This window comes from Sphingobacterium detergens (genome assembly GCF_003610355.1).
Taxonomy (GTDB): Bacteria; Bacteroidota; Bacteroidia; order Sphingobacteriales; family Sphingobacteriaceae; genus Sphingobacterium; species Sphingobacterium detergens.
This window is the reverse complement of the sequence record NZ_RAPY01000002.1, coordinates 706,264-731,802: the sequence shown is the minus strand read 5'-3', so window position 1 is coordinate 731,802 and position 25,539 is coordinate 706,264. Positions and strand designations below refer to the sequence as shown.

The following is a 25,539-nucleotide window of genomic DNA, read 5'->3' as shown; positions in this document are numbered from 1 at the left end:
ATTATCTTCACCGTACCTTTGCTAATAAAATAGCTAAAATTCTTATGATTTCTCGACTTTCATTGTATTGACTTTAATCGTACCCTGATCGGCATAAATGGTCCATGGGTTCTGATCCATTTTATAGATCCGATTGGTAAAAGCAACGTTATTATTTACATAAACCACACAGATCGATTTCTCGATTACAATTTTCACATCAAAGACCTTATTGGCGGGTACAATCAACGGCGTAAAATTAAGTTCTGTTTTACCGGCTGTTCCACCGAGACCCGTTTCACGATTCATAAATAATGCAGGCATACCCCAACGGTTTGAAGACGTCAGATCAAAGGCAATACTATACAGCTCCGAAGGATCGTCACAGGCACCAAAAGAGAAACCGAAATGATCTGATTGCGAAGCATCTATGGTCAGCGACATTTTAACGCTAGCTGTATTGCGGTTGAATCTTGCATAACTTCTGGTGCCAGACTGTGCTGTAATGCTGTATGTTTTATTATTTTCAGAAACATTTCCAACGGCATTCAGCTTTTCAAAAGCCAGTTCCTTATTAAACTTATTGTTTATTGCAGCAGGAATAGTTGGATATAATCTCCCGGTCGGTCCCTGAACTAATTTATGCGAGATTAAACTTCCTGACCAAGGTAATTCATTGTTGTTGTTCACCGTCTGACCTGTTGAACACCAACCTGAGAGATAGCGTGTCGTTCCATCCGTAGCCGTCTTGCCAGCATACAGAAATAAACCATCGAAAGTTTCATGATGACCATCTGCATCACGACAGATCCTCCAGGGACCATCCGGCGAATCAGCAATTCGATAAAAAGTCTTCCGGTGCTCATCCCTGTTGATTCGTGAAAATGTTAAATACCATTTACTGCCCATTTTAAAGATATCGGGACATTCCAATATTTCAGCATCCGTTTCAATCTCTTGTTTACCTACTGCGGGTGCTGCTGTCGCTAGCAGAGGATCTATGATAGACCAGCTGTTCAGATCTGTGGATACATACCGTGCTATCGCCCCCTTGCCATCCTTACGGGTCGTGACCAGCATCACATAGCTACCACGACTTTCGTCCCAGTATACATGCGGATCCCGAAAATTATTCTGGTCATAGCCCACAGCAGCCGGTATTGTCCCACTAGGCTGTTTCGTCCAGTTCAGCAGGTCTGCCGATGTTGCGACCATCACTTTTTCAGCCGGATTCAGGTTACCGTTATGACCAGTATAAAAACAGTAATAGGTCTGACCTCTCTTCATAAAGCTACCTGTTCCAATCCATTCATCCTGACTTCCGCTAGCGCCAGCGGGCAATATTTCCGTAAAGCCTTCAAAAGTTGCATAATCGCTGGTTTTGGTTACATAGATCGGGTGGCGATTTGCATTTTCGTAGAGATAGAACAAATAATACTTTTTGTCATCGGCATTATAATAAGGCATTGGATCACCGACAAATCCTTGCTGCGGCTTATAGAAAGTCTGAAACAGACCTGTCTCCTGTACCATGGTACAGGAGGTGGACCGATCCACCGAAGCGGTGTCATCAGGATTGTTGACAGGCAGGGGCTGATCCCCACTTTTACAGCTCGTCAGCAACGCCATATAGCATAATGCTGGAAATAAATACAAGTTAGTTTTCATTTAAAATCTCCTAATAAAACCATATTCCAATTATCTACTCCGGTTATTCTTTTGGCAGTGCTTTTAATTCATCCCAATACATCCGCTGGGTCGGGAAAGCCACTGGCTGTCCGTTGGGATGTTCATGTGGCATTACAAGAATATTATTGATGTTTGCTGTTCTCCCAGCTGGAACCTCAAAGATCAATTCCTGCCATTCACCGACATGTGCTTTCACATACCTTGCCCGTAGCCAATCTTTATTCTGTTCGCCATCGGATTGGATCTCCAGCTGTACATCCCCTTCCACATCCTTTAATACCATGATAGAGAAACGGTTGTACGCTGCAGGATTAATATTTACCTTATTGGCATTCCATAATGCGCCACCGTGCCAGCCAGCACCTGTTTCAGCATCTCTGATAAAGGATGCACAGAAAGGAGTAGTATTGGCCCCTTTCGTTTTTGGATTAGCATAAGGTGAGTCTACCCCACTTACCCCCAAACCATCGAAATGCGGCACAACAGTTTCACCATTATAAATTGTCTGTACCTGCTTTGGCTCCTCGCCGAGTATGGCCGTTACGGTATATTGAAATGTTTGCCCCATATAGGTAAGCGTATATTTTACTGGGGAATTCAGATTCACAAATCCGCCCAGTCCCGGTGCAATGCTCGCTCCCGATGTAAACTCGACAGATGGTGTGAGGCTTTTCAAGTCTGTTCCTAATGGCAGATAAATTTTGATTTGCTTATTTTGCTGATCAATTAGTCCTGATCGGTCTCCGATACGAAAAGCCGTTATTTCCGCCTTTATTTCTTTGACAGTAACCTGGTAAGTATTATACAAATTACCGTTATACACACGATAGGTGACCGGTGTCGTGGAAGAAAAGGAAAAATTTTGCGCCAGACCCGAAGTTGGAGATACCCTCGCTTCACTGGGCAATGCAATTACAGGAGCAAGCGCTGATAGATCTGTTCCTGCTGGAACCAACACACTGATGCTGCCTTTCTGCTGATCTATCGTCCCTATGGCGGTACCAACTTTAAAAGACACGATGTCCACATCGGCATTTAGATCAAGCGGGCTTCCAACATCTTGTTTACAGGCTGAAAACAAGCCTATAAACAGAAGCATAAGCCCCAATCCGATGTTATATTTTAATGTTCTCATTGGTATAAATTGGTTAGTATGTTAGTTAATATCCGGGATTCTGCTTGTATAGGTATTTGCTCAGTCTGATTTGTGCTTCCGGAATAGGCAAATATTCACTCTTATTCGCTGTAAAATGAGCTGAGGCATAATAAGAACGACGCGATTTCTCTGTTTCATAATAAACATTCATGGTCTGTTCTCCTATTCCCCAACGTACCAGATCGAAGAAGCGTCCATTTTCCATGGCTAATTCCAGACGACGTTCCGCACGTAAAGCCTTCCGTGCATTTTCTTCATTCCATATAATGTTATCTCCATTTTTATAGGTTTCTACCAACATTTTATCCGTTGCATAGCCCGTCATGGTGGCACTATTTTTTGCACGGATACGCAGCTGGTTGATCAGCGGCAAAGCTTCGGCGGAACGGTGCAATTCTATCAGCGCCTCAGCACGCATCAATAAGACATCGGCAACTCGCAGTACAATACGGTTTTTTGTATTTGCAAAGAATGGTGCCATTGGAACAAAACAATCGCAATCTGGATCGACATTCTCCTTCAACGATGCATACACCGAATAGTCCGCAGGATTACGGTTCCAGCTCTCCTCGTAAATGCGTTTGGTATTATATTTATAAGGTAATCCCGGAATTGCCACCGTATGGAATAGTCTTGGGTCGTATTTTTCCGATGCATTGAAGTTATTCAATGTATTGTAATTATCCAGCGGTACCCCTTTTCCCGTTGTACGGAATACGTTCACCAAATTCTGGCTAGGTTTATTGAAATCACAACAGCCCAGTCCCATCGGAACAGAGAGCAGATCCGAGAAATTCACACGTCCGAATTTCGTACCATCATCTTTTGAAAATTGGATTGAAAACAATGCTTCTGTACCATTTTCATATTTCCCCGGCAAAAAGTTGAAGGCAAAATCTGCTTCAAGAGCATGGTTTGATGCAAGTACGATGTCTGCATTCTGCAATACTTTTTCCAGATCTCCCTGATTGATTCCGGTTACCGCATGGCGTTCTTCGTTATCCTGACGATAGGCTTTGTACAAGTATGTTTTAGCAAGATAAGCTGCTGCCGCAATTCGATTTGCACGACCGACTTCCGTCTGTACAGCTGGCAAATGATCTACTGCATATTGAAAATCATCGACAATCTTTTGCCAGAGTGCATCATTGCTCAATGCTCTATTTGACACAGTCTCATAGCTATCTACCGGCACATTTTCATCAATGTAGGGTACATATTTAAAAAGCGTTTTGAGCATAAAATAGAAGTGCCCCCGTAGGAATTTTGCTTCGGCCAACTTCCCTTCCTTGCCATCAAAATTGTTCATTTCCTGAATCGTTTTGATGGTGTTATTGGCACGTGAAACAGCGACATAAAGCTGAAACCACAGTTTATCCACCTCAGCAAAATTGGTCGTGACGTTATTGGAAACCTCAAGAAAATGGAAGGTCTGTATATCCTGCGGTCCCGATCCGCCTTTATATGCATCATCAGATCGTACTGTACCATAAGGCCATAAGCTAAAAGGCACATCATAATGATCATTGCCTAAAGCTGCATAAGTAGCTGTCAGTAATCTTTCGGGTTCCTTTACCTGGTCGGAGCTCAGTACGCCATTAGGTGTCTGATCCAAAAACTTGGTGCATCCGGACAGCAGCCCCGCAAACACCATCATTATCGCGATTTTATTGGTTATTTTTTTCATTGGAATTCTGTTTTTTATATTCCATATTTCCATGGATTTATTGTTTTGGTCCCTCGTCTCCTCCATTCCCCTCTCATCCGCTAAGGCTTTTGGTTCTCTCTTCTAAAAGCCAATATTTACCCCCGCAGTCCATGTCGTCGGGATCGGATACCCCCAACCTACATTCTCGGGATCTACCCCTGTGAAATTCTTCGATTTAACTGTAAACATGTTCTGGCCGGTAACATACACACGTAGGCGGCTCATCCGCAAACGGGAAGCTGTTGCCGTTGGTAAGGTATAGCCAAGCGACAGGTTTCGAAGTTTCATATAAGATCCGTTTTCGATAAAGTAATTGGACAGACGCCCCTCATCATTATTGTTTGTTGTCTGCAAAGCCGGAATTGTGGACGTCGGATTCTGTGGAGTCCAGGCATTAAGTAACCGTACACCTTTATTGGAGTTCACATCATCGACACTCCAGAAATCAGTCTGTTTTTTCAACCAGTTTTCAACGTCTATACCCTGCACCCCCTGAAAATAGACAGACAGATCAAATCCTTTATACTTCAATGCAATATTCAAACTATAGGAAAAATCAGGATGCGGGTTGCCGATCCAGGTGCGGTCCATATCTGTGATCTGCTGATCAGCACCATAGACATTAAGATAACGTAAACGGCCAATTCCTTTACCGGTCTGGTTGACATGATCATCCACCTCCTTTTGATTCTGAAAGATCCCATCCGTTAAATAGCCATAGAATGAGCCCAATGGTCTACCGATAATATTATCGCCCTGACGACCACCGTAGGAGTTTTCCACGGCTTCGGGCAAATGGGTCACCTTATTTTTATACGACGAAAGGACTGCGGTCACATCATAATCCAGACCAAATGAAGTCTTATTTCGGTAGCCTGCCGTAATATCCAGACCTTTATTTTCCATCGAAGCACCATTAGCCCAGCGATAGCCGCCTTCGCCGACAACCCCGATGTAAGCAGGATTGATTAGCATATCTTTGGTCGCTTTAATGTACCAGTCGACTGATCCGTAGAGACTCTGGCCGAATAACGTGAAGTCCAGGCCGATATTGGTCTGTGTCGTTGTTTCCCATTTTAGATCATTATTTTCAGTCTGGATTTTTCGATAACCGGAGGGGAGAGTCCCTGTTCCGGTACCTGAAAGATCATAAGCGGTTCCATCGACAATATTCCAGGTGGGATCCCCCACCCCATATTCAGGTACAAAGAGCCCATAGGTCGCCAGGTTGCCGATTCCCTGATTACCGGTCTGTCCCCAACCGGCGCGCAGTTTAAGATCGGAGACATAATCCTTGGTACCGGCCATAAATCGTTCGGATGAGATTCGCCATCCTGCTGTTACAGCCGGAAAGGTCGCGAAGCGATTGTTTTTTCCAAAACGGGATGAACCATCATGTCTCACGGTGAATGAGGCCAGGTAGCGGTCATCAAAGGAGTAGTTTGCCTTTCCAAAGTATGAAAGGAGCGAAAAGCCTGTGGAACCACCGCCAACGGCAGCCGTCCCTGTACTTACACCGGGCCACATATATTCTGGTGTTTCAATAGCGAAAGCTCCATCTCCCGCAGTATATGCATTAAAATTGATATCGTTCTGTCGGTTCATTTCCACACCAGCCAGTAGATCTATCGTGTGTCTGTCAATCTCTTTTCTGTATGTTGCAGTATTCGACCAGGTCCACTTTAATCCCTGAGACTGTTCCATATTAACAGCACTTCTGTTGCTGCTCATAAAACCTGAGCGATAGGAAACTTCCAGGTTACGTTTGTAAAAATTACTATAGTCTATACCATAGCTTGTGCGTATATGCAAATCTTTGATCAGCTGCAAATCGGCGTAAGCATTTCCGAATAGGCGCCAGTAATTGTATTTATTATTCCTGTTATCATGTAATAGGCGCATCGGGTTATGACGATCATTCATCCCAAGGGCAGGACCGCCCCAACCTATTCCATCTACGGTATGTACAGGTATAACCGGCAATGCCTTCAAGGATAGATCGAGCACATCCCCGGGCACCTGCACTTCTCCCGTGTTATTCACTGTAAAATTCTCGCCGACAACCAACTTCCCATCAAACAGTTTATAATCGGCATTCATCCGGGCTGATATACGTTGGAAATCCGTATACCGAAGTGTTCCACTATTGTGCAGATAACCCAAAGAAAAATAAGAGCTTGACTTTTCCGTAGCCGAACTCAACGTCGCATTGTACGATTGGAGTAGGCCCGGTTTGGAAACTTCATTGAACCAATCGGTATCTGCGGCATACATTGTGCGTTCACGATCGATATATTTGGATACAAATACATTGTTGAGCTGCGGCAAGCCATTGGCATCGTTGTTCCACTCAAATTGATAGCCGATATTATTGCTGTTCGGATTACCGCCGCTATTGATCGTTGCCCGCCATAGCGCCTGACCATACTGCTGTGCATTGAGGACATTCATGCGATTATTAAAATGTGTATTGGTCACATAAGCGTCTACAGTAAGCTTTGGCGCTCCGAGTTTTCCTCTTTTTGTTGTGATCACGATAACACCATTTGCAGCGCGTGAGCCGTAGATGCTTGCCGAAGAGGCGTCTTTTAATACCTGAATGCTCTCGATATCGTTGGAATTGAGCTCATGCATCCCACCTTGTGTCGGTATACCATCGATAACATAGAGTGGATCTTGGCTGCTGTTGATCGAGCTGATACCCCGCATCCGTACGGTAGCTGCGCCACTTGGACTACCATCAGAAGTTACTGTCATACCCGCTACGCGCCCCTGTAGCGCCTTCATGGGATTATTTTCAGGGGCTTTCATCATTTCGGTCACATTGACGACGCTCACAGCGCCGGTCAGATCCTTCTTGCGCTCTCGCTGATAGCCGGTGACAACTACCTCATCGAGCCCTTTTTCGGTACTGACCAACCGGATATCTAAAAATTTCTTGTTCCCCAATGGTATTGTCTGGGATTCGTAGCCAACATAGGTTATTTCCAATATACCGTTGTTGCCCGATAGCTGGAGCACAAATTCCCCTTTTTCATTTGTCTTTGTTGCCTGACTGGTTCCCTTGACCACTAACGACGCTCCGACGATGGGAGCGGCTGTTCCGCTGTCCGCAATCCGCCCCCGAATTTCTGTCTGCTGCGCAAAAGCAACAACTGAAAAGAGAGCCAAAGACGGAAGCAACATAGCTTGCTGTCTTGTAAACATAACTGGTTATTATAAGTAGATTATTAATTGATTATTTTTCTTGCTGTTTCTTATTTCGCATTTTCCCTTTTTTGCGTCATAAGCTCTTTACTGTTTCATTTTCCGTTCGCTATCACGGAAGATGGGATTTAGCCAGTGAAAGCGGTTGATATCCGCCGCATTATAAGCAGGACATGCACCACTACTCTGCGTCACAAACCCACTTAAAGTGGCTGCAAATTCGAGCACTTCCTCCAAGGCTACTCCTTCAGCCATCTGGAACCGCTTGGTCAAAAAAGCTGCTAAAAACGAATCTCCGCTTCCGATAGTATCTTCCACCTGTACTTTCAATGCAGGAAAATGATAACTGATATTTGCTTTTTTATGATGGTATACCGCTCCTGCAGCGCCGTAGGTAACGATAGCTTCCTGAATAGAGAAACAATCTAACAGTAGATCTACCCGCTGTTGATCTGTGTACGTTGAGGGTGCCCCACTCCATTCAGCGATAATATGCAGTTCCTCTGCATTCATCTTAACGAGATCCGCGTAGCGTAATAGTTCATGTACCCGATGAGGACCGAAAAAAGGAGCACGCAAATTGACATCCATGACCCTGAAGGAAGCCTCTTTTAATAGGGTCAACAAGCTTTGAAAACTCACATCATCGCGACAGGCCAAACTGCCATACACCAAAAAGTCAGCTTTGGAAACAGCTTCCAGTACAGCCGGTTCCGCTGTAATTCTGTCCCAGGCAACAGGGTATACAATATCGTATTGTACATTACGGTCTGCATCAATTGTCACTTCAACGGTAGATGTCGGCAAGCTGTCATCGTACTGAAAGAAGGCCGTCGGAATCCCCAGCTGTTCGCATACAGTAAGCAGTTCATATCCATTTTCATCCCTTCCGATACGGGTAAGCATTTGTGCAACAACACCTAGCTTATTGAGATGATAAGCAACATTTAGCGGAGCACCGCCTAGTTTTTTTCCGGTCGGCAGATTATCCCAAAGAACTTCGCCGAAACAAACTCCTTGTATTGATTTATTCAGGTTTTTCATTGTCATCATTATTTGTATGCATAAGCAATTGGATCAATAATAGCTTGATACTTAATGCAGATTGATGGTCCGCCCCATATCTTCCAACGACCGTCCTTTTGTTTCAGGCATAAATTTCAGCACATAAACAAGCTGCAAAACCATAAATAGCGCAAAAATCAGGAAGGTGCCGCCACCACCGAGCATCTCTGTCAGCGCCGGAAAACAAAAAGTAATAATCGCAGCCATTACCCAGTGGGTCAAGCTGCCAAATGTCTGGCCTTTGGCACGCACATCATTCGGAAAAATTTCGGAAATAAACACCCAGATCACAGCTCCCTGAGAGAAGGCAAAGAAGGCAATAAAACTCATCAGGTAGATTGTAATAGCAAATCCTGTTGTTTGCCCTGTATAGAAAGCTTGCGATACCAGTGCGAGCGATACGATCAATCCAATAGACCCCACCAGCATCAGTTTTTTGCGACCTACCTTATCTATAAAATTGATAGCCACCAAAGTGAAAATAAAGTTGATTACTCCGATCCCTACCGTGGAAAGCAAGGAACTTTGGGAACCGAGGCCTGCCATTTCAAAAACACGCGGTGCATAATAGATAATCGCATTGATACCCGAGAGCTGATTGAACAGCGCAAAACATAAGGCCAATAAAATTGGTCTGGCGTTTTCCCGTATAAATAATTTGCCTTCACCTGCCATTGCATCTTTCGATGCCTGAATTTTCTCGATTTCAAGCTCATAGCCCTCAGAATTGATTCGCTGCATGATCGTTGTTGCTTCAGGTAGGTTGTTCTTATGCAATAGCAACCATCTGGGACTTTCGGGAATAAAGAAAATCAGCACAAAAAACAGCAACGACGGAAAACACTGCACCCCCAACATCCAGCGCCAGGATTCTTCCCCAACCTGTCCGATAAAATAGTTTGATAAATAAGCAATCAAAATACCCAGTACCACATTGAATTGGAAGAGACCTACCAGCTTACCCCGTGAAGCGGCGGGTGAAATTTCGGAAATATAAATAGGTGCCGTTACCGAAGACACACCAACACCGATACCGCCCAAAAACCGGAATAAAATAAAAATTGTCCAGTCATTGGCCAGCGCACTTCCGATCGCTGAAATAAAATATAATGCGGCTACAACAAATAATGTATTTTTCCGGCCGAGCTTGTCCGAAGGCAAAGCGCCCAATGCCGCACCGACTACCGTACCTATTAACGCGATGGCCATCGTAAGCCCATGCTGAAACTCACTCAAATGCCAATGCTCCTGTACTGCCTTTTCAGCTCCTGAAATAACAGCTGTATCAAAGCCAAATAAAAATCCGCCTAATGCCACTACAAAAGACCAGGCTAATACTTTGTTTTTGTTCATCTTATCATCTATAATTGATTAACCCAAATTTAACCCTGACTTCACGGTTACTTAAATTTGAAGACAGCAAAAACATTTATTTATGTAACATTTTCAGAAACAACACAAAACACTACACATCAACAACTTACACTAATTCATATTTTTTAGACTTTCAGTTTTTAGACATATCTTATAGAAAATGATACATATTTCAACCATCTCTTTTTAGTGTAAGGAATACACTAACCTTAGGCTTATTATCTAAAAAAACTGAAATGATGTATATTCGGATAGTAAAGGGGAAATAAACATGGGAAAATATACCTTCTATGGCATATTCGTCCTGTTGCTTTTTTGGGGGTGCCAATCGGCAAACCAGAAAAAGAAGCGGGTCATTGCTTTTTCACAGTGCATCGGGAATGATGCATGGAGGCAAACTATGCTTGAGGAAATGAAACGAGAACTCTCCTTTAATCCTGATATTGAATTCTTATACCGCGATGCCCAAGGCAATAATGATGTTCAGATTGATCAGATACGCGAACTGACCAAAGCGGGTATAGATCTGTTGATTGTGTCACCCAATGAGGCTGAACCGCTTACACCTATCGTTGACTCTGTATTCCAGGGCAAAATACCGGTGATCGTAACAGATCGCAAAACCTCTTCAGGTCAATACAATGCTTATGTGGGGGCCGACAACCTGGCCATTGGAAAACTTGCCGGTCAATATAGCCAGACTATCCTCCAAGGTAAAGGAAAGATCGGATTAGTGACAGGTTTATCAGGCACCTCTGCCTCAATCGAACGTGAAAAGGGGTTTATGCAAAGCATTTCTGCAGTAAGTGGCATGCAGGTCAGTGCTGTTATCCATGGTGGATGGCAAAAGAATACAGCTTACACTGAAATGCGCAAGCATATCGCTCAAATGGCACAGAGTGATATTATCTTTACCTTCAATGATCAGATGGCCATGGGCGTAAAAAAGGCCCTTGACGAGGTAGAACTCCAAAAAGAGATTAAAATCATTGGTGTAGATGCGCTTCCAGGACCGGGTAATGGTCTTGAGCAGATTATGCAAGGTCATATGTATGCCTCTATGCTCTACCCTACCGGCGGAACTGAAGCGATCAGAACGGCACTGGCGATTATCAACAATCAACAATATCGACGCGAAAATATCCTCGCTACTGCTGTGATCGACAGAACAAATGCCGAACTATTGGCGTTACAGTCACAAAAGATACAACAGCAACAGGTAGACATCGACAAAAGACAGGAATTTATCACTGAGCAGAACCGGATTTATCAAAATCAAAAATCCGTCCTCAATGTGCTCGTTGTCAGTTTGGTGCTCGCCGTGGTATTTGGTGGGATTTCCATTATCGTTATTAAAAGCAACTGGGAGAAAAACAAACATCTCGAAATCCAGAATGGAGAGATCCTATCCCAGCAAAAGCAGATCGTGGAGATGAACAGTCAGATTCAGCAAGCTGCAGAAATCAAAAACAATTTTTTCACCAATATATCCCACGAGTTTAAAACACCCCTCACCCTTATCCTAGCACCTATCGAAGATCTCGAAATACGAAAAGATCTATCAGAAGATGTCCGAGAGCAGTTGTCGCGTGTCAAAAGAAGTGCGAAAAAATTGCAGCGACTGGTCAGCGACCTGATCGACATTCATCGGATCAACAAAGCAAAAATAAAACTTCAGGTATCAGCTGTACCTATCGACCCTTTTATCCAGCAGGTCATCAACAGTTTTAAACCCTTGCTCAAAAAAAGCAGAATATCGATCAGCTACATCAATAAGAGTATGCTCAAAGAGGTCTGGATTGACGAATATCTGATGGAGCAGGTTTTATCCAATCTCCTTTCCAATGCGATAAAACATACCGCTTCCAGTGGTAGAATTGAAATTTCACTCGAAGAAAATAGCTTCAAAGATTATTTCTACTTACGCGTGCTGGATAATGGTCTAGGGATAGCGCCCATTGATATCGAGCATATTTTTGACCCCTTCTATCAAGGAACAGGCAGCCGGAGCGGATCCGGAATCGGTCTGGCCTACGTCAAACAGATCGTCGAACTGCATCACGGCCAGATCACAGCCAGCAGCAAATTAGGCCATGGTTCGATCTTCACCCTTCGGATGCCTATCGGAAATACCCATTATGAACAGGAGGAGATCATAACAGCTGTATCCGGCGTAAAAACTATCTTCAAGCAACAAGACTTTCTGGATACTGAAGTAAAATCTTCTGATAAGAATCTATCTTTTCATTCCAATAAATCGAAGAGCATTATGATTGTTGAAGATGATGATGAAATCAGGGATTACCTGAGATCTATCTTGAAAAACGACTATAATCTTTTTTTAGCACGAGATTCGCATCAGGCCAGCACCCTGATGAAAGAACATTTCCCAGATTTGGTGCTCACCGATATCATGTTGCCTGACGGCAGCGGACTAGATATCCTCAAAGACATCAAAACATTCTACCAGACAGCCCATATTCCTGTCATTCTGTTGAGCGCATTAGCCAATGAAGAGACGATCCTTGAAGGGAGTCTCCTGAAAGCAGATGATTATATAACCAAGCCCTTCAATGCCGCACTCCTTCGGGCAAGGATTGCCAATATGCTGCAATCACGGCATCAGCTGAAAGAAAAATATAGTAGTAATGTCGAGCAATTTGATTCACCCCAGTCAGATACAATCAATGAAAGCGACAGACGGTTTCTCAATAGCTTTTCGGCTATTGTCGAATCGAAACTGTCCGATCAGCGGCTGAGTGTCGACGATATTGCTGGCGAGCTCAACCTCTCCCGTGTGCAACTTTATCGTAAAGTCAAACAATTGCTCGACTGTAGCATCAGCGAATATATTGTCGAAAGGAGGCTCAAAAAAGCAAAAAGCCTGATGGCTGACGGACTCAATATCAATGAGATCTACAGCAACGTCGGTTTCTCCTCAGCCTCCTATTTTGCCTCGGCATTTAAAAAGAAATATGGACTGTCACCAAGTACCTTTAAGAAAGAACTGGATCGAAAATAATGGCAACAAATACCGTAAACTAAAGAAAAAGAAAAATAGAATTAAATTTATAAATTTGGCAGTATTAACGGGTATTGACGATATTACTCCTGAATAACAACGCTACCAATAAAAAAACATGCAAGGGGATCAGATCAAAGAAGAGCACCTATTTCAGCTGATAAAGGCTGGAGACCATACGGCTTTTGCCCTCTTATTTCATCAATACAAAGAAGTACTTTTCCGACATGCCTATCAAATTCTTCGCGATCTAGATGAAACGGAGGATGTTGTTCAAGAACTATTTGCTGAGATCTGGGAGAAACGAGCTCAACTACCCGAGCTAGCATATGTTTCCTCCTACCTCTATCGTGCTACCCGCAACAAGGTATTGAATAAACTAAACCGAGGTAAGGTCATCGATAAATACCTTGATCATGTCATTCAGAACAATCCTCCTTTCCATGAGCAGACTGAATCCTGGATACTCGAAAAGGAGCTCCGCACTATCATCGAACAAGAAATCGCGCACCTCCCCGAACGCATGCGCCATATCTTTCAGTTAAGTCGTCAAGAGGGTTTAAGTCACAAAGAAATTGCTGCATTGCTGAATATTTCTGAGGGTACTTCGAAGCTACAAGTCTCCAATGCGCTCAAGATTTTAAAAAGCAAGCTACTACAGGCGATCGTTGTTTTAATAGCCGGATAAAAAAATATAAAATTGATCTATATCCTCGGAGACTTTAGATTGTCATATAGCTAAAGCATTAATACGATCCAATGGAGGCTAAGCGAAAAGAAGAGCTGCTACACAAATATCAGCATGGTAAAATTAAACAAGCAGAACTTGAAGAACTCTTCGATTGGTATAATCAGGCAGCATCGCAGCAATTACCTGTCGATGCGCAGGAAGTCCAGTTCCGATTGAACCGCATTGCACAGCAGCTGCCTATCCTTAACACATCTCAAAATGTTTCCGCTCCTATCCGAAAACTTTGGATCAAATGGACCGCAGCGGCCGTTTTACTCGGTGCTATAGGCTTAAGCTTATGGCAGTTAAAGACGGTCGAGCGACAGGGGCCAGAAAAAGTCCTCACAAATATTCATTCAGTGAAGAGCGCTCAGCCTATTTGGACAAATAAACAGGGCCAGCGTATCGATCTCGCTCAATTAGCGGTAAAAGATACCTTAAAAACAAATGGGCTCCTTATCTTTAAAGACAAAGCCGGATTCCTCATCTACCGACCTGTTGCCGCCGCGACCGCTAACAATGATATCCAGACCATTCAAACCCCAGCAGGGAGTAATATCAAGCTTATTCTCGCTGATGGGACAAAAGTATGGCTCAATTCAGCTTCTACACTGCGCTTCTTTGGCAATATGGGCCAAAATGAGCGCCAAGTCGAACTGCAGGGAGAAGCCTATTTCGAAGTCACAAAACAGGTCAATGAACAAGGTCAACGAAAACATTTCCTTGTTCGTTCAGAACATCAGACAGTCGAAGTGTTAGGCACAAAATTCAATATTAAAAATTATCAAGAAGATCCTTTCAGTACAACGAGCTTATACGAGGGATCTATCCGCCTGGAAACAAACCAGCCCGACCGCTCAGCCAGCAAATCCGTTTTGCTCAAACCTGGCCAACAGAGTATTTTAAACAAACATTCACAGCAACTGGATTTCAAAAATCTACTGGACATCGAGCAACATTCCTGGCGGGAAGGCTACTTTAATTTCGATGGTGAGTCTATCCAATCCGTATGCCAGCAGCTTTCGCGTTGGTACCCGGTAGATTTCGAAATTGATCCCCATATACCCGCCGGAGAATATCATGGATCTATTTCCAAATCCTATAGTTTAAATGAAGTACTCGATATATTAACCAAAAACAAACTAGATGTCGAATTTAAAAACAGAAACGACCAGATTATTGTCCGATTAAAACAAAAGTAAAGTAACCCTACCTAATCAATCTTATGAATCAAAAAACTACCCAATTAGCTTGGAAGAGCATGCGCAGCCCTATGGCAAAAAAGCTTGGCATTGCTTTTCTCAGTCTGTACCTATTGCAGTCTAACCCAGCCTATTCCTTTGGTCAGACCATTGAAGTTCATGCCAAAGCGCAAAAGCTCGCGAAAGTATTTGAACAGCTAAAACACGAAAACGGATATCATTTCTTTTGGGAGGGTAAAGATTTCTCCCAGACGTTGATCACAGTCGATGTCAAGGGTGATATTCATGAAGTACTGGACAAGCTTTTTAGCAAGCTGCCTTTCAAATACCGCATCCAACAAAAGACCATTATTGTAGAGGCCGATCCAAACAAAAAGATTCAAGAAAGCACTTATCGCGGCCGTGTACTCAACGAGTTGGGAAATCCCATCCAAGGCGCTACCATCATTTATGATGATGGATCTGGGCAGAAGACCACAGTGACAAATTCGAAGGGACAATTTGCATTTACTGTTCACCAGGGTCCAGTCCATGTCATTATCAGTTCCGTGGGTTATCAACCCCAGGAATATAGTGTCGATAATCCCGAAAAATCCATCTTTGTCCAGTTGGAACTTAGTAATAACCGTATTGAAGAAGTGGTTATTAGCACAGGTTATCAGCGGTTAAATAAAAACAATGCTTCGGGATCCACTACCAGCTTAGATTCCAATTACTTCAAAAAACGAAACAACACTAGCTTAGAAACCGCACTGGAAGGTGCAGTACCGGGTTTAAGTTTTTACAAAGACGAGAAAGGTGCCAGTGATATGCGCATCCGTGGAGGTAGTTCGTTACGTGCTGGCACACAACCGCTGATCATCGTAGATGGCTTCGCCTCCAGCATCATACCCAATATCAATGAAATTGAAGGAGTAACAGTACTAAAGGATGCCGCGGCAGCGGCAATCTGGGGGTCACAGGCCTCGAATGGCGTCATCGTGATTACGACAAAAAAAGGGAATAGAGGCAAGACAAGCGTCACCTATTCGGGCAACTTACGTGTACAGATGCGTCCAGACTATAAGGCTTTGCAACGCGCTAATTCCGCTGAAATTATCGATTACGAAAAAGAACAATATGACAAAGAATTTGTCATCGATATCTATGATGGTAACTCCTCAGGTTATACCCAATCCATCGGTATATTTACCGCTTATGATCGCAAGGAAATCAGTTTGGAAGAGCGCGATCGCCGATTAGCAGCTTTAGCAGGGCTCAATAATCAGGATCAAATCAACAAGCTGTTGCTCCGTAAGGCCGTTAACCAAAGCCATTATATTGGTATTTCCGGTGGTTCGGACAAGTTCAGTCACATGACTACGGTCAATGGACAGTTTGACCTTTCGGGATTGCAGGGAACAAGTACCAAAACCTTCAATTTTAGCAATCGTCTTCAATATGATCTCGCCAAATTTGTTAGTCTAACGACCAATGTCGGATTTCTTTATGGTTGGGATCAGCAAGGTATAAACGACCTATCGGGCGAAATCCGTGCTTTACAGCCCTATCAAATGCTGATGGATGAACAAGGGAATTATATCCGGAGCTATGCAGGCTATAACAAGGTCGAAAATGACCGATTAATGTCGCTGGGTTATCGGGACAATGGACTCAATCTATATGAAGAAAATCAACTGGCAAACAACAGAAGTCGCAGTTTAGCCATACGCAGTCTCTTCGGGCTTAACTGGAAAATCATAGATGGGCTCCGACTCACCAACAATTTTGTCTATGAAAGGACAACCACCAATGGACGAAATCAATACGATAAGGATAGCTACGCGACACGTAGTTTTATGAACCGATATACGGTGCTCGACAAAAACAATAGCATAAAAGCCTATATCCCCTATGGTGACTACCTTGATACACGGAGCGATCAGTCGACCTTCCTATCGGCACGCAATTTCCTGAACTACGAAAAGAAATTCGATGAGAAACATTACATCAACGTCCTTGCCGGTTTCGATTTGAACAGAAAGATTAATGAAGGAGACCGCAACCGACTCTATGGATACAACGATCAATTGCTGAACTCACAAAATATAGATCTTATCGCTTTAAATGTTGGGATTAAAGATTGGGAAGGAAGAACATATACTTATGACCATAGTAGTTACGTCAGAAATAACTATGTCGAAAATCGGGAATATTCCTTCTATAGTACCTTAGCATATACTTACGATAACCGCTACACAGTCACGGGAAGCTGGCGTAATGATCACTCCAACCTTTTTGGATCAGATCCAAAATTCAAGCGGACACCCCTTTGGAGTATTGGCGGGAAATGGTTGATTGACAATGAACACTTTTTCAATATAGACTGGATCTCCCAATTAAACCTACGGGCAACCATGGGCTTAACTGGAAATTTCGACCGTAGCAACCAATCCTCCACCTATCTGGTGGCAAGACGTTTTTTTAATGCTATGGCCAACGATTATGTTGCTCGAGTCGACAGTCCACCAAATGCCAAATTACGCTGGGAACGTACCAAAACCTATAATATCGGTTTAGATCTAGGGATTTTAAAGGATAGAATCACCCTCAACGCAGATTATTACCACAAGTTTAGCTATGATCTATTGGGGAGCCAGGATCTAGACCCAACGGTAGGGATGACCAATTCCTATATCAATGGTGCGGACATGATCAACAAAGGGGTTGAGTTTGGCTTGAATGCTGCCATCTTAAAAAATAGCGCTTTCCAATGGAGCAGTACCCTAAATCTTGCGCTCAACAAAAGCAAGGTGACCAAAAATAAGATTACGGATAGCGATCCGACAAATAATCGTCCTAAAAATACAGTTCCTTTCCTGGAAGGTTACCCGAGAGAATCCCTTTGGAGCTATCGTTGGGCAGGTCTAGACGAGCAAGGTCGACCACAGACTTTTGATGCCGAAGGAAATAAAACCAGAGTTCCTGTACTGGAATCACTCATCTACCATGGTAGCTCACGACCACTTTACACAGGCGGCTGGTCCAATGAATTCCGTTATAAAGGATTCCAGTTATCGATCTATACTGTATTTAATTGGGGGCATTATGCGCGGAAGGAAATGCCTGAGATGAACAGCCTTACCTGGTCCAGTTCCTATAATAATCAGATCGCCAAACGCTGGCGTTCTCCGGGAGATGAACTGATCACCGACATACCAACTTTTCCAGGCTGGGAAGATCTGAGCAATGAATACTTATTTTTAACGACCAGATCCAGCAACTCTGTTATTGATGCGGCCTACCTGCGTGTGCGGGAAATGTCATTAAGCTACACTTTCAAACGTCCACAGTTGCAAGGAAAACTTCCTTTTTCAGAAATCCGTCTGGTCTCTCAGTTCAACAATCTTTGGCTATGGAAAGCCAATAAATCAGGTATTGATCCGGAGGCTTTAGTAGCTGCACGACTCGATTTGCCGCAACCCAGAGTCTTCACTTTTGGTATTAATGTAACCCTTTAATCTAGACTTCAGATGATAAAAAAAATAAGTAGCCTCATTTTACTCTTAGTCAGCCTCAGTAGCTGCAATAAATATTTGGATATTATCCCCAAAGGAAAATTTATACCTGAAACCGTTGATGACTTTGAAGATCTATCAGCCAACCCATCCTATAGTTCATCGGGTTATGCACTACTCGAGCGCCTTTCCGATGGCATCTATATGCCTGAATCCTATGTCAAAAGTGGCTTCAATACCAGTAGCTCCAAAACCTATATGTGGGCCGAAAGCTTTTATGTCAATCCTGAGACAGATAATGGTTGGGATCCGAATTATGCCAATATCTTCAATGCGAATATTATTCTGCAAAATATTCCTAAACTACCAGCTAATGAGAAAACACGTATAGACCAGATTAAGGGCGATGCCTACTGCAATCGTGGATCTGCCTACCTCAATCTCATCCTATTGTATGCACCGGTATATCAAGCATCTACCGTTGCAAGTGATCTCGGGGTACCTATTCTTACAGAACCAGACCTGGAGGCCAAGCCCAAACGTGCTTCGGGTAAGGAAGTCTATGATTTTATTTTAAATGACTTGACACAGGCCGAACAATTGCTACCAGAACAAGCAGAACATATGCTTCGCAACGATAAGAAAACTGCACAGGCCATCCTTGCCCGTACCTATCTTCAAATGGGGAATTATGTAGAGGCATTGGCTTACGCTCAAAAAGTCCTCGCTGTCAAATCTACGCTTATCGATTATAATACCTGGTCTTTCGTCAATCCGGCACGACCTCATGGCGGCACAACCAACAGGCCACTGCCACAAAATGACAGTGAGCGCATCGCTTATCGCACCACTTCCTTTGGCACTGCTTTGACGAATACCTGCATTTCACCGGATCTATTGGCCATTGTCGACAAAAACGATCTCCGTTTCAAATTCTTTTGGTCCAATCTGGAAAACAATGGCAAACCGACGACCGAGCCCTACCCTGTGTATATCCGTAGCGAACTAAACTTCAACATCGGTGTTCCCGAAATGATGTTAATCGCTGCAGAATGCCAAGCCCGATTGGGAAAAGTTAACGAAGCCCTCTCCTACCTAAACAAGCTTCGTGAAAAAAGATTTGCTCCCAGTGATTTCAAAGCTCTTCAGGCAGCAACGGCCGAAGCCGCAGTTAAACTCGTTATTCAAGAACGTCAGATCGAATTATTTGGCCGTGGCCAACGCTGGTTTGACATGAAACGTCTGGACAAAGATCCCTTGTTTAAAAAAGATTACAAGCGCGCAAATATGGAGGGCAGTTATACCTTAAAACAAGGATCACCAAAATTTGTCTGTCAAATTCCACCTAAAGTGCTTTTGATGAACAGTAATATCGTACCTAATCCCAGATAAAAGAGATAGTGAAAATAAAATTTTAGCATAATGCATTATTTAAAGATGAAATTATACAATACACTTTTAATTTGGGTATTCCTTTTAAGTACCCAGATTTCCAAAGGACAGACCTCCTATCAGATAGCAGGTCAGATCCACAGCGCCAAATCCGTCAGCAAAGTCTATTTATATCAAATGGATAAAGGTCGAAAGTTGTTGGATTCAGCGACTATCGTTGATGGCAAATTTTCATTTAAAGGACAAACAGCGGTCCCCATCGCTGCTAGCGTACAAGTCAAAGGCATCAGAAAAAGCCAGGACCTTTATCTGGAAAATGCGGTGATCAACCTTCAGCTTTATGAAAGTTGGAACCGGCCTAATATTGTCATTGGTGGACTTGAAAACAGCATCAAAAAGGGGTATGAACTCGACTCCCAGTACCTCCAGGATACACTTTCAAAAATCGGCAGGAATTACGAAAAAGCTGATGAAGAGGGTAAGGTCAGTCTAGGACTACAAATGCAGGAGTTCAACCGTCAGCTTGATAGTATTCGGACGAGCTATCTTGCGGCTTTTCCACAATCGCTAGCGGTACTTGACTGGTATCGACCTTATCTCGCAGTCATGAATTACAATCAACTGGAAGAGCTATATGCTAAATTGGATAATCGTCTAGAACGGTACAGTACCTATCAAGAACTGCTGAAATACCGTCAGGAGAAAAAAAGCCAATACCTTGTTGGCCAGCGGGCACCTACAATTGCTACCAAAACTAGTACTGGCAAAACGTTCAAGCTCGATCAGCTAAGAGGTAAGCTCGTATTGCTTGATTTCTGGGCCAGTTGGTGTGCTCCATGTCGGATTGCCAACCGTAAATTAGTCGCTACTTATCAAAAGTATAAGGACAAAGGTTTTGAGGTTGTCTCCTATTCCATGGACCATAAAGAGAAGCTATGGCTAGATGCGATTCAAAAAGATGGAATCCCTTGGATTCAAGTATCGGATTTAACAGGTTTTGACAATAATACCGTTGCACAATCTTATTACGTCAAACAATTGCCAACCTTGTTTTTGATAGATGAGAATGGCACAGTTGTCCAACAACATATTGACCACGAAGAATTATTAACATACTTAAAAAAGAAATATGATCACAACTAAAAAATACTGTTTGGGCATAGCTATTGCCCTACTGTTTTTCACTGCACAGGCACAGGAAACAAAAGTTAGCATTGGCGGCAGAATCGACGGCTTGGGTAATCGCGAGATCCGCTTGTTGGATGCAGATATGAAAACGATCGGTACATTCCAATCCGCACAGGACAGTTTTCGGTATGAAACAAAATTAAATACTACAGATCAGCGCTTTTATGCTATCCATGTACCGAGTTTAGGCAATCTCGGGCCCTCTATGAAACGCCCGGCCATACACTTTTTGGTTAGTTCAACCAACACGGTTATACAGGCAAAACTAGCGAATGGAAGCCTAGAGGAGGATAAAATCATCGGTTCACCGGCCATGACGGCATTTACAGAAACTTATGATAATCTTCCCAGCACGAAACTGCTAAAAAACAGCAGCGAAGCTTACAATCGTGCCTTCGATGCTTATAATAATCAGGCTCAGACGGAAGAAAATAAGCTGTGGTTAAAACGCGAAGGACAAAAGATTGATTCGATCTATGATATACAACGTAAGGAGGTTGCGGAGAAAATCAGTAAAAATCCAAATGCAATGGTCTATGCGATGATTGCCAGCCAATATTTTGCTCCACGCAACAATGCTGCTGAGCTTAAAGAATTTCTCGGACAATTTGGGCCCAAGGTACTTCAACAAAGCTATTACCTCAAACAGATGCAGCAGTCTCTTGCACAACTTGGAAAAATAGAAATTGGGAAAAAAGCACCTGATTTTGCGCTGACATCCGACCGCGCTGCAACAGTTAAGTTGAGTGATTATAAAGGCAAATATGTATTGCTCGATTTTTGGGCAAGCTGGTGTGGCCCATGCCGAAAAGAAATGCCGCATGTAAAAGATGCCTTTGAAAACTTCAAAAATAAAAACTTTACGGTGCTTGCCGTGTCCATTGACAAGGATACCGAAGCGTGGACAAAGGCTTTGACAGAAGAAAAGATGCCATTCACCCAAGTTATCGACAGCAAAGACGATCAATCGGCTGGAAAGCGGTATATGGTCGAAGCTATTCCAACCAATTTTCTGATCGATCCCAATGGCGTTATTATCGCTAAAAACCTGCGGGGAGCGGAATTGGAAAAATACCTCAAGACAATATTGAATTAAGATAAATAACAATGGTCGTCATTTGAAAAATAGACGACCATTGTTATAAATTAAAGGGTGTAAGACTCTTGTTAAAACTGCCTCTTTCGTTTGAAAATATAAAAACTGATCAGCATAAATAAGACGATCATAGCAATATTATTATAATCAAGTCTTTCAAAGCCATCATTTTCATTCATTATATCCAAAAAAGCCTTATAAGTACCCGTGTAAGGAATAAAGTCCGAGAAGCTTTTTTTAGCCACAAATACCGAAAAAACCAACATAAACATGCTCACGCCAATAGGATAAATAAAGCTTCTGAATAGCAGACTTAATGCCAATTGAATCATAGAAATCGCCGACAGCGTAATCAAAAGCTTCAGAAAGGTCAAGAAAATCACCAACCTATAATCGTAATTCTGGAAACCAAGCACCGGGTAGATCAAACTCAGTATATACCCACTGATCAAGAAGGCTGCATAAGCAAATAGTATAGAAAACAGTATGGTTAGCAGTATAAAAACAGCCTTTGAAAAGAATATCTTTGATTTGTCAAGCGGTAAAGTAAACAGTACCTTATAATTGTTGTTCTTATACTCAACATCACAGCAGGCATAAACAAACAATGCGACCAGAATCGGGTACAGCAAATAAAAAAACTGAAAGACATATCTTCCTAGCAATACCTTCCAGGGGTTAGGTACCGCACTTATACTGCCCGACCGGATAATATCGTATATAATATAACCATCAATCGCGAAAATAAGCAATACCGGCGCGATAAGGACACCAAAAATCTGCCGGTTTCTGAGCAATTTGTATTTTTCAGACAAAAAGGCGGTATACAATGTATTAGTCATTCGAGCGGGAAATTAAGTTTATAAAAATCTGTTCAAGATCTGCACTATGGGATTCTAGCCCATAGATTTCTATGTTTTGTTGCACCAAACATTTAATCAATTGATCAAATTGATTGTCATCTGCTATTTTCACCACCACCGTCTGTCCATCGGTTCTTAACACCGAAAATTTGGCATTATTTAAAACCGTGGCCGCACGTGTAGCATCAGAAGTCCGCAATAGAGCCTCCCTTTCCACCTCACGTAACAACTCATTTTTGGTTCCTTGAAATATCATTTTTCCCCCCTCAATAATACCTATATGTGTAGCTATCTTTTCGAGCTCGCTTAGAATGTGACTCGACAGAAATATGGTCTTTCCCTGTTCATTGAGCAAGCGAAACAGATTCCTCATCTCAACAATTCCCTGTGGATCGAGCCCGTTGAGTGGTTCATCCAGGATCAATAGTTGTGGATCATGAAATATAGCCATGGCAATTCCGAGCCGCTGCTTCATCCCCATCGATAAGGTACTGGCTTTTTTCTTTTTCTCCCTTCCAAGATCTACCATTTCGAGCACCGCATCGATTCGCTTATCTCCCTTTTTGTGGATGATATCCAAATATTTTAAATTCTCAAAAACGGTTAGTTTGGTGTAATAACAGGGTGCTTCAATGAGATTGCCCACATTTGCATAAATGTCGCTACGATAATCTTTTAAACTTTGTCCCTGGATAAAAATAGCATCAGCCTCGTCCCGTAGAAGCCCCAGAAGGAGTTTGATAGTAGTAGACTTTCCAGCACCATTCCGTCCAAGGTAACCGTAGATACTTTTGTCTGGGACATGGAGGTCAATGTTATTTAAAATGGTTTTTGAGCCTATTTTAAAGTTGAGCTGTTGTGTTCGGATACTTTCCATTAACGTTCGAGATAAGTTGGTCTTTTATTTAGATCAATATAAAAAATGCCATCAATATAGTCTGTCCATTTTCTTTCCTCCTCAATGCCTTGATTGATGACTGAAACAAACGGCCTCCTGAGCTGAGTGGTATCAGGTAGTCCCCGTAGATCCAAAAAGAAATAAGGTACCCCTGTTTGATGGAATAAATTTTCAATGGCCAATTTACCGGGTTTCCCCACTATTTGACCTGCATCATTTTTCCGTCCGTAAGAACTAAAGTCAAGCATATAAGCCTGATGGCCATACTTCTTTTTAATATAGGTGCCCAAAGGAAGGTATTCTTTGTTATAAGCTGCCGAAAATGTATGGATATTGGCACACCATATAATGATTTTTTTTCCGGCATATAAAGAATCTATTTGGTATTGGAGATTTTGAGCCATTAAGGAATCCCGTAGCTGCATACTCGCCATGGATCCTGGCGCATACGACCAAGATTTTTCATAATTAGATTTTATATCCGCGAGGTATCGGTTATAAACCCGCTGTTCCTCGTCTCCGCCAGAGACCTGAAAAGCATATCTCAATTTCCCTATTTCATTTAAGAACTGTTTTTTAGCTGTAGAATCAAGCTTTCTATCCGCATACCTGGCTAGGGTCAGATACTCCAGATTGTTAAGTTCTTTTTTTAATAAGGGATAATCTTTTAGATCGATCTTATTTTTAAGGCAAAAATCCTCGAGCAACTTTGCTCGTTTATCAGCAAGTAAACGACCGGAAAACTGAATATCAAATCCACCGAGAGTAATTGGCTTGCCTGATAGTTTAGACTTTTGATAGTAGTTTATCAGTGGATCCGTTTCGTTGTTCCGCCACCAGAAATCAAATAATCCCAGACCAGCCAACGATTTTTTAGGAAGCTGCATAGTTGGATTTTCCATTTCCTTATTCATGAGCCACATATCATACTGTCCGGCTTCATAGAGTACAATGTTATAATCTAATTTTTCGTGGAGATAGCGGATCAACCTCGATTTGGCTCGAAAAGTTTCCCCATCATCGTGCATCATTTCCCCCAACATCAGTATTCTATTATCCTTTAAAATACGATCGAATACACGGAGATCGGAAAAGTTACTATCCATCATGGAAATACTATTGACTACCGCTTTATTACGATTTACATCTACCCGCAGGGCCTGATAATTCGGTGGAAGCCGATCATTATAAATAAGTTTATTAAAAATTAAAATAATGGCAATAAGAGCCGTTATTACGAGAAGTATACGCTTCATTCTGCACGATTAATTCGGTTTATATTTCCAGAAATAGGTAATTAAAGATACACTATTCCGAACAACTTCTAATATAAGATGATAATTTCTGTCATTTCCATAAATAATTAATAAAAATCACCTATTATTTCGAAAATAAAAAACGGATAAGCATAAGATGCTTATCCGTTTTTTAAGAGCGCGTTATAGTTTCAACAAACCTTCCTAAATCTCGCTT

The 25,539-nt window shown here is 42.5% G+C and carries 16 protein-coding genes; 7 read left to right on the top strand and 9 right to left on the bottom strand.

The window, feature by feature from the left end; translation table 11 throughout:
• Positions 1 to 42: 42 nt before the first annotated feature.
• From DFQ12_RS15085 to DFQ12_RS15060, 6 genes are all read right to left on the bottom strand, one after another.
• Positions 43 to 1,647, bottom strand: coding sequence for a glycoside hydrolase family 32 protein (locus DFQ12_RS15085; protein WP_120259880.1), 1,605 nt, complete (start codon positions 1,645 to 1,647; stop codon positions 43 to 45).
• 43 nt (positions 1,648 to 1,690) lie between these two features.
• On the bottom strand, positions 1,691 to 2,803 hold the full coding sequence (locus tag DFQ12_RS15080; RefSeq protein WP_120259879.1) for a hypothetical protein: 1,113 nt from the start codon (positions 2,801 to 2,803) through the stop codon (positions 1,691 to 1,693).
• Between the two features lie 25 nt (positions 2,804 to 2,828).
• Positions 2,829 to 4,511 (bottom strand): RagB/SusD family nutrient uptake outer membrane protein, encoded by a 1,683-nt coding sequence (locus tag DFQ12_RS15075; RefSeq protein WP_120260027.1) that lies wholly within the window; start codon positions 4,509 to 4,511, stop codon positions 2,829 to 2,831.
• Between the two features lie 102 nt (positions 4,512 to 4,613).
• On the bottom strand, positions 4,614 to 7,739 hold the full coding sequence (locus DFQ12_RS15070; protein WP_120259878.1) for a SusC/RagA family TonB-linked outer membrane protein: 3,126 nt from the start codon (positions 7,737 to 7,739) through the stop codon (positions 4,614 to 4,616).
• Between the two features lie 87 nt (positions 7,740 to 7,826).
• Positions 7,827 to 8,783, bottom strand: a complete 957-nt coding sequence (locus tag DFQ12_RS15065) for a carbohydrate kinase family protein (protein WP_167457289.1) — start codon at positions 8,781 to 8,783, stop codon at positions 7,827 to 7,829.
• Positions 8,784 to 8,834: 51 nt separating this feature from the next.
• A complete protein-coding gene (locus tag DFQ12_RS15060) occupies positions 8,835 to 10,157 on the bottom strand; it encodes a sugar porter family MFS transporter (RefSeq protein ID WP_120259876.1) in 1,323 nt (440 codons plus the stop codon).
• Positions 10,158 to 10,449: 292 nt separating this feature from the next.
• Between DFQ12_RS15060 and DFQ12_RS15055 the strand changes: the two genes are divergently transcribed.
• The 7 genes from DFQ12_RS15055 to DFQ12_RS15025 all read left to right on the top strand — a co-directional run bounded on the left by DFQ12_RS15055 (position 10,450) and on the right by DFQ12_RS15025 (position 22,305).
• Positions 10,450 to 13,200 (top strand): substrate-binding domain-containing protein, encoded by a 2,751-nt coding sequence (locus DFQ12_RS15055; RefSeq protein ID WP_120259875.1) that lies wholly within the window; start codon positions 10,450 to 10,452, stop codon positions 13,198 to 13,200.
• A 118-nt stretch (positions 13,201 to 13,318) separates the two neighbouring features.
• A complete protein-coding gene (locus DFQ12_RS15050; RefSeq protein ID WP_120259874.1) occupies positions 13,319 to 13,888 on the top strand; it encodes an RNA polymerase sigma factor in 570 nt (189 codons plus the stop codon).
• Between the two features lie 71 nt (positions 13,889 to 13,959).
• Positions 13,960 to 15,132 (top strand): FecR family protein, encoded by a 1,173-nt coding sequence (locus DFQ12_RS15045; RefSeq protein WP_120259873.1) that lies wholly within the window; start codon positions 13,960 to 13,962, stop codon positions 15,130 to 15,132.
• Between the two features lie 23 nt (positions 15,133 to 15,155).
• On the top strand, positions 15,156 to 18,632 hold the full coding sequence (locus tag DFQ12_RS15040; protein ID WP_120259872.1) for a SusC/RagA family TonB-linked outer membrane protein: 3,477 nt from the start codon (positions 15,156 to 15,158) through the stop codon (positions 18,630 to 18,632).
• A 12-nt stretch (positions 18,633 to 18,644) separates the two neighbouring features.
• A complete protein-coding gene (locus tag DFQ12_RS15035) occupies positions 18,645 to 20,021 on the top strand; it encodes a RagB/SusD family nutrient uptake outer membrane protein (protein ID WP_120259871.1) in 1,377 nt (458 codons plus the stop codon).
• 45 nt (positions 20,022 to 20,066) lie between these two features.
• The gene (locus DFQ12_RS15030) at positions 20,067 to 21,164 is read left to right on the top strand and encodes a TlpA disulfide reductase family protein (protein WP_167457288.1); all 1,098 of its coding nucleotides are present in this window, start codon (positions 20,067 to 20,069) and stop codon (positions 21,162 to 21,164) included.
• Positions 21,151 to 22,305, top strand: a complete 1,155-nt coding sequence (locus DFQ12_RS15025; protein ID WP_120259869.1) for a peroxiredoxin family protein — start codon at positions 21,151 to 21,153, stop codon at positions 22,303 to 22,305. The genes DFQ12_RS15030 and DFQ12_RS15025 overlap by 14 nt, the downstream gene beginning before the upstream one ends.
• Before the next feature lie 71 nt (positions 22,306 to 22,376).
• Here the strand turns inward: DFQ12_RS15025 and DFQ12_RS15020 are convergent, their stop codons facing one another.
• The 3 genes from DFQ12_RS15020 to DFQ12_RS15010 are packed head-to-tail and all read right to left on the bottom strand — an operon-like array spanning position 22,377 to position 25,322.
• Positions 22,377 to 23,147, bottom strand: a complete 771-nt coding sequence (locus tag DFQ12_RS15020) for an ABC transporter permease (RefSeq protein ID WP_120259868.1) — start codon at positions 23,145 to 23,147, stop codon at positions 22,377 to 22,379.
• Entirely contained in the window at positions 23,140 to 24,045 is a 906-nt protein-coding gene (locus DFQ12_RS15015; RefSeq protein ID WP_120259867.1) for an ABC transporter ATP-binding protein, read from the bottom strand. Before DFQ12_RS15015 ends, DFQ12_RS15020 begins: the two co-directional genes overlap by 8 nt.
• Positions 24,045 to 25,322, bottom strand: a complete 1,278-nt coding sequence (locus DFQ12_RS15010) for an erythromycin esterase family protein (RefSeq protein WP_120259866.1) — start codon at positions 25,320 to 25,322, stop codon at positions 24,045 to 24,047. The genes DFQ12_RS15015 and DFQ12_RS15010 overlap by 1 nt, the downstream gene beginning before the upstream one ends.
• Positions 25,323 to 25,539: the final 217 nt, after the last annotated feature.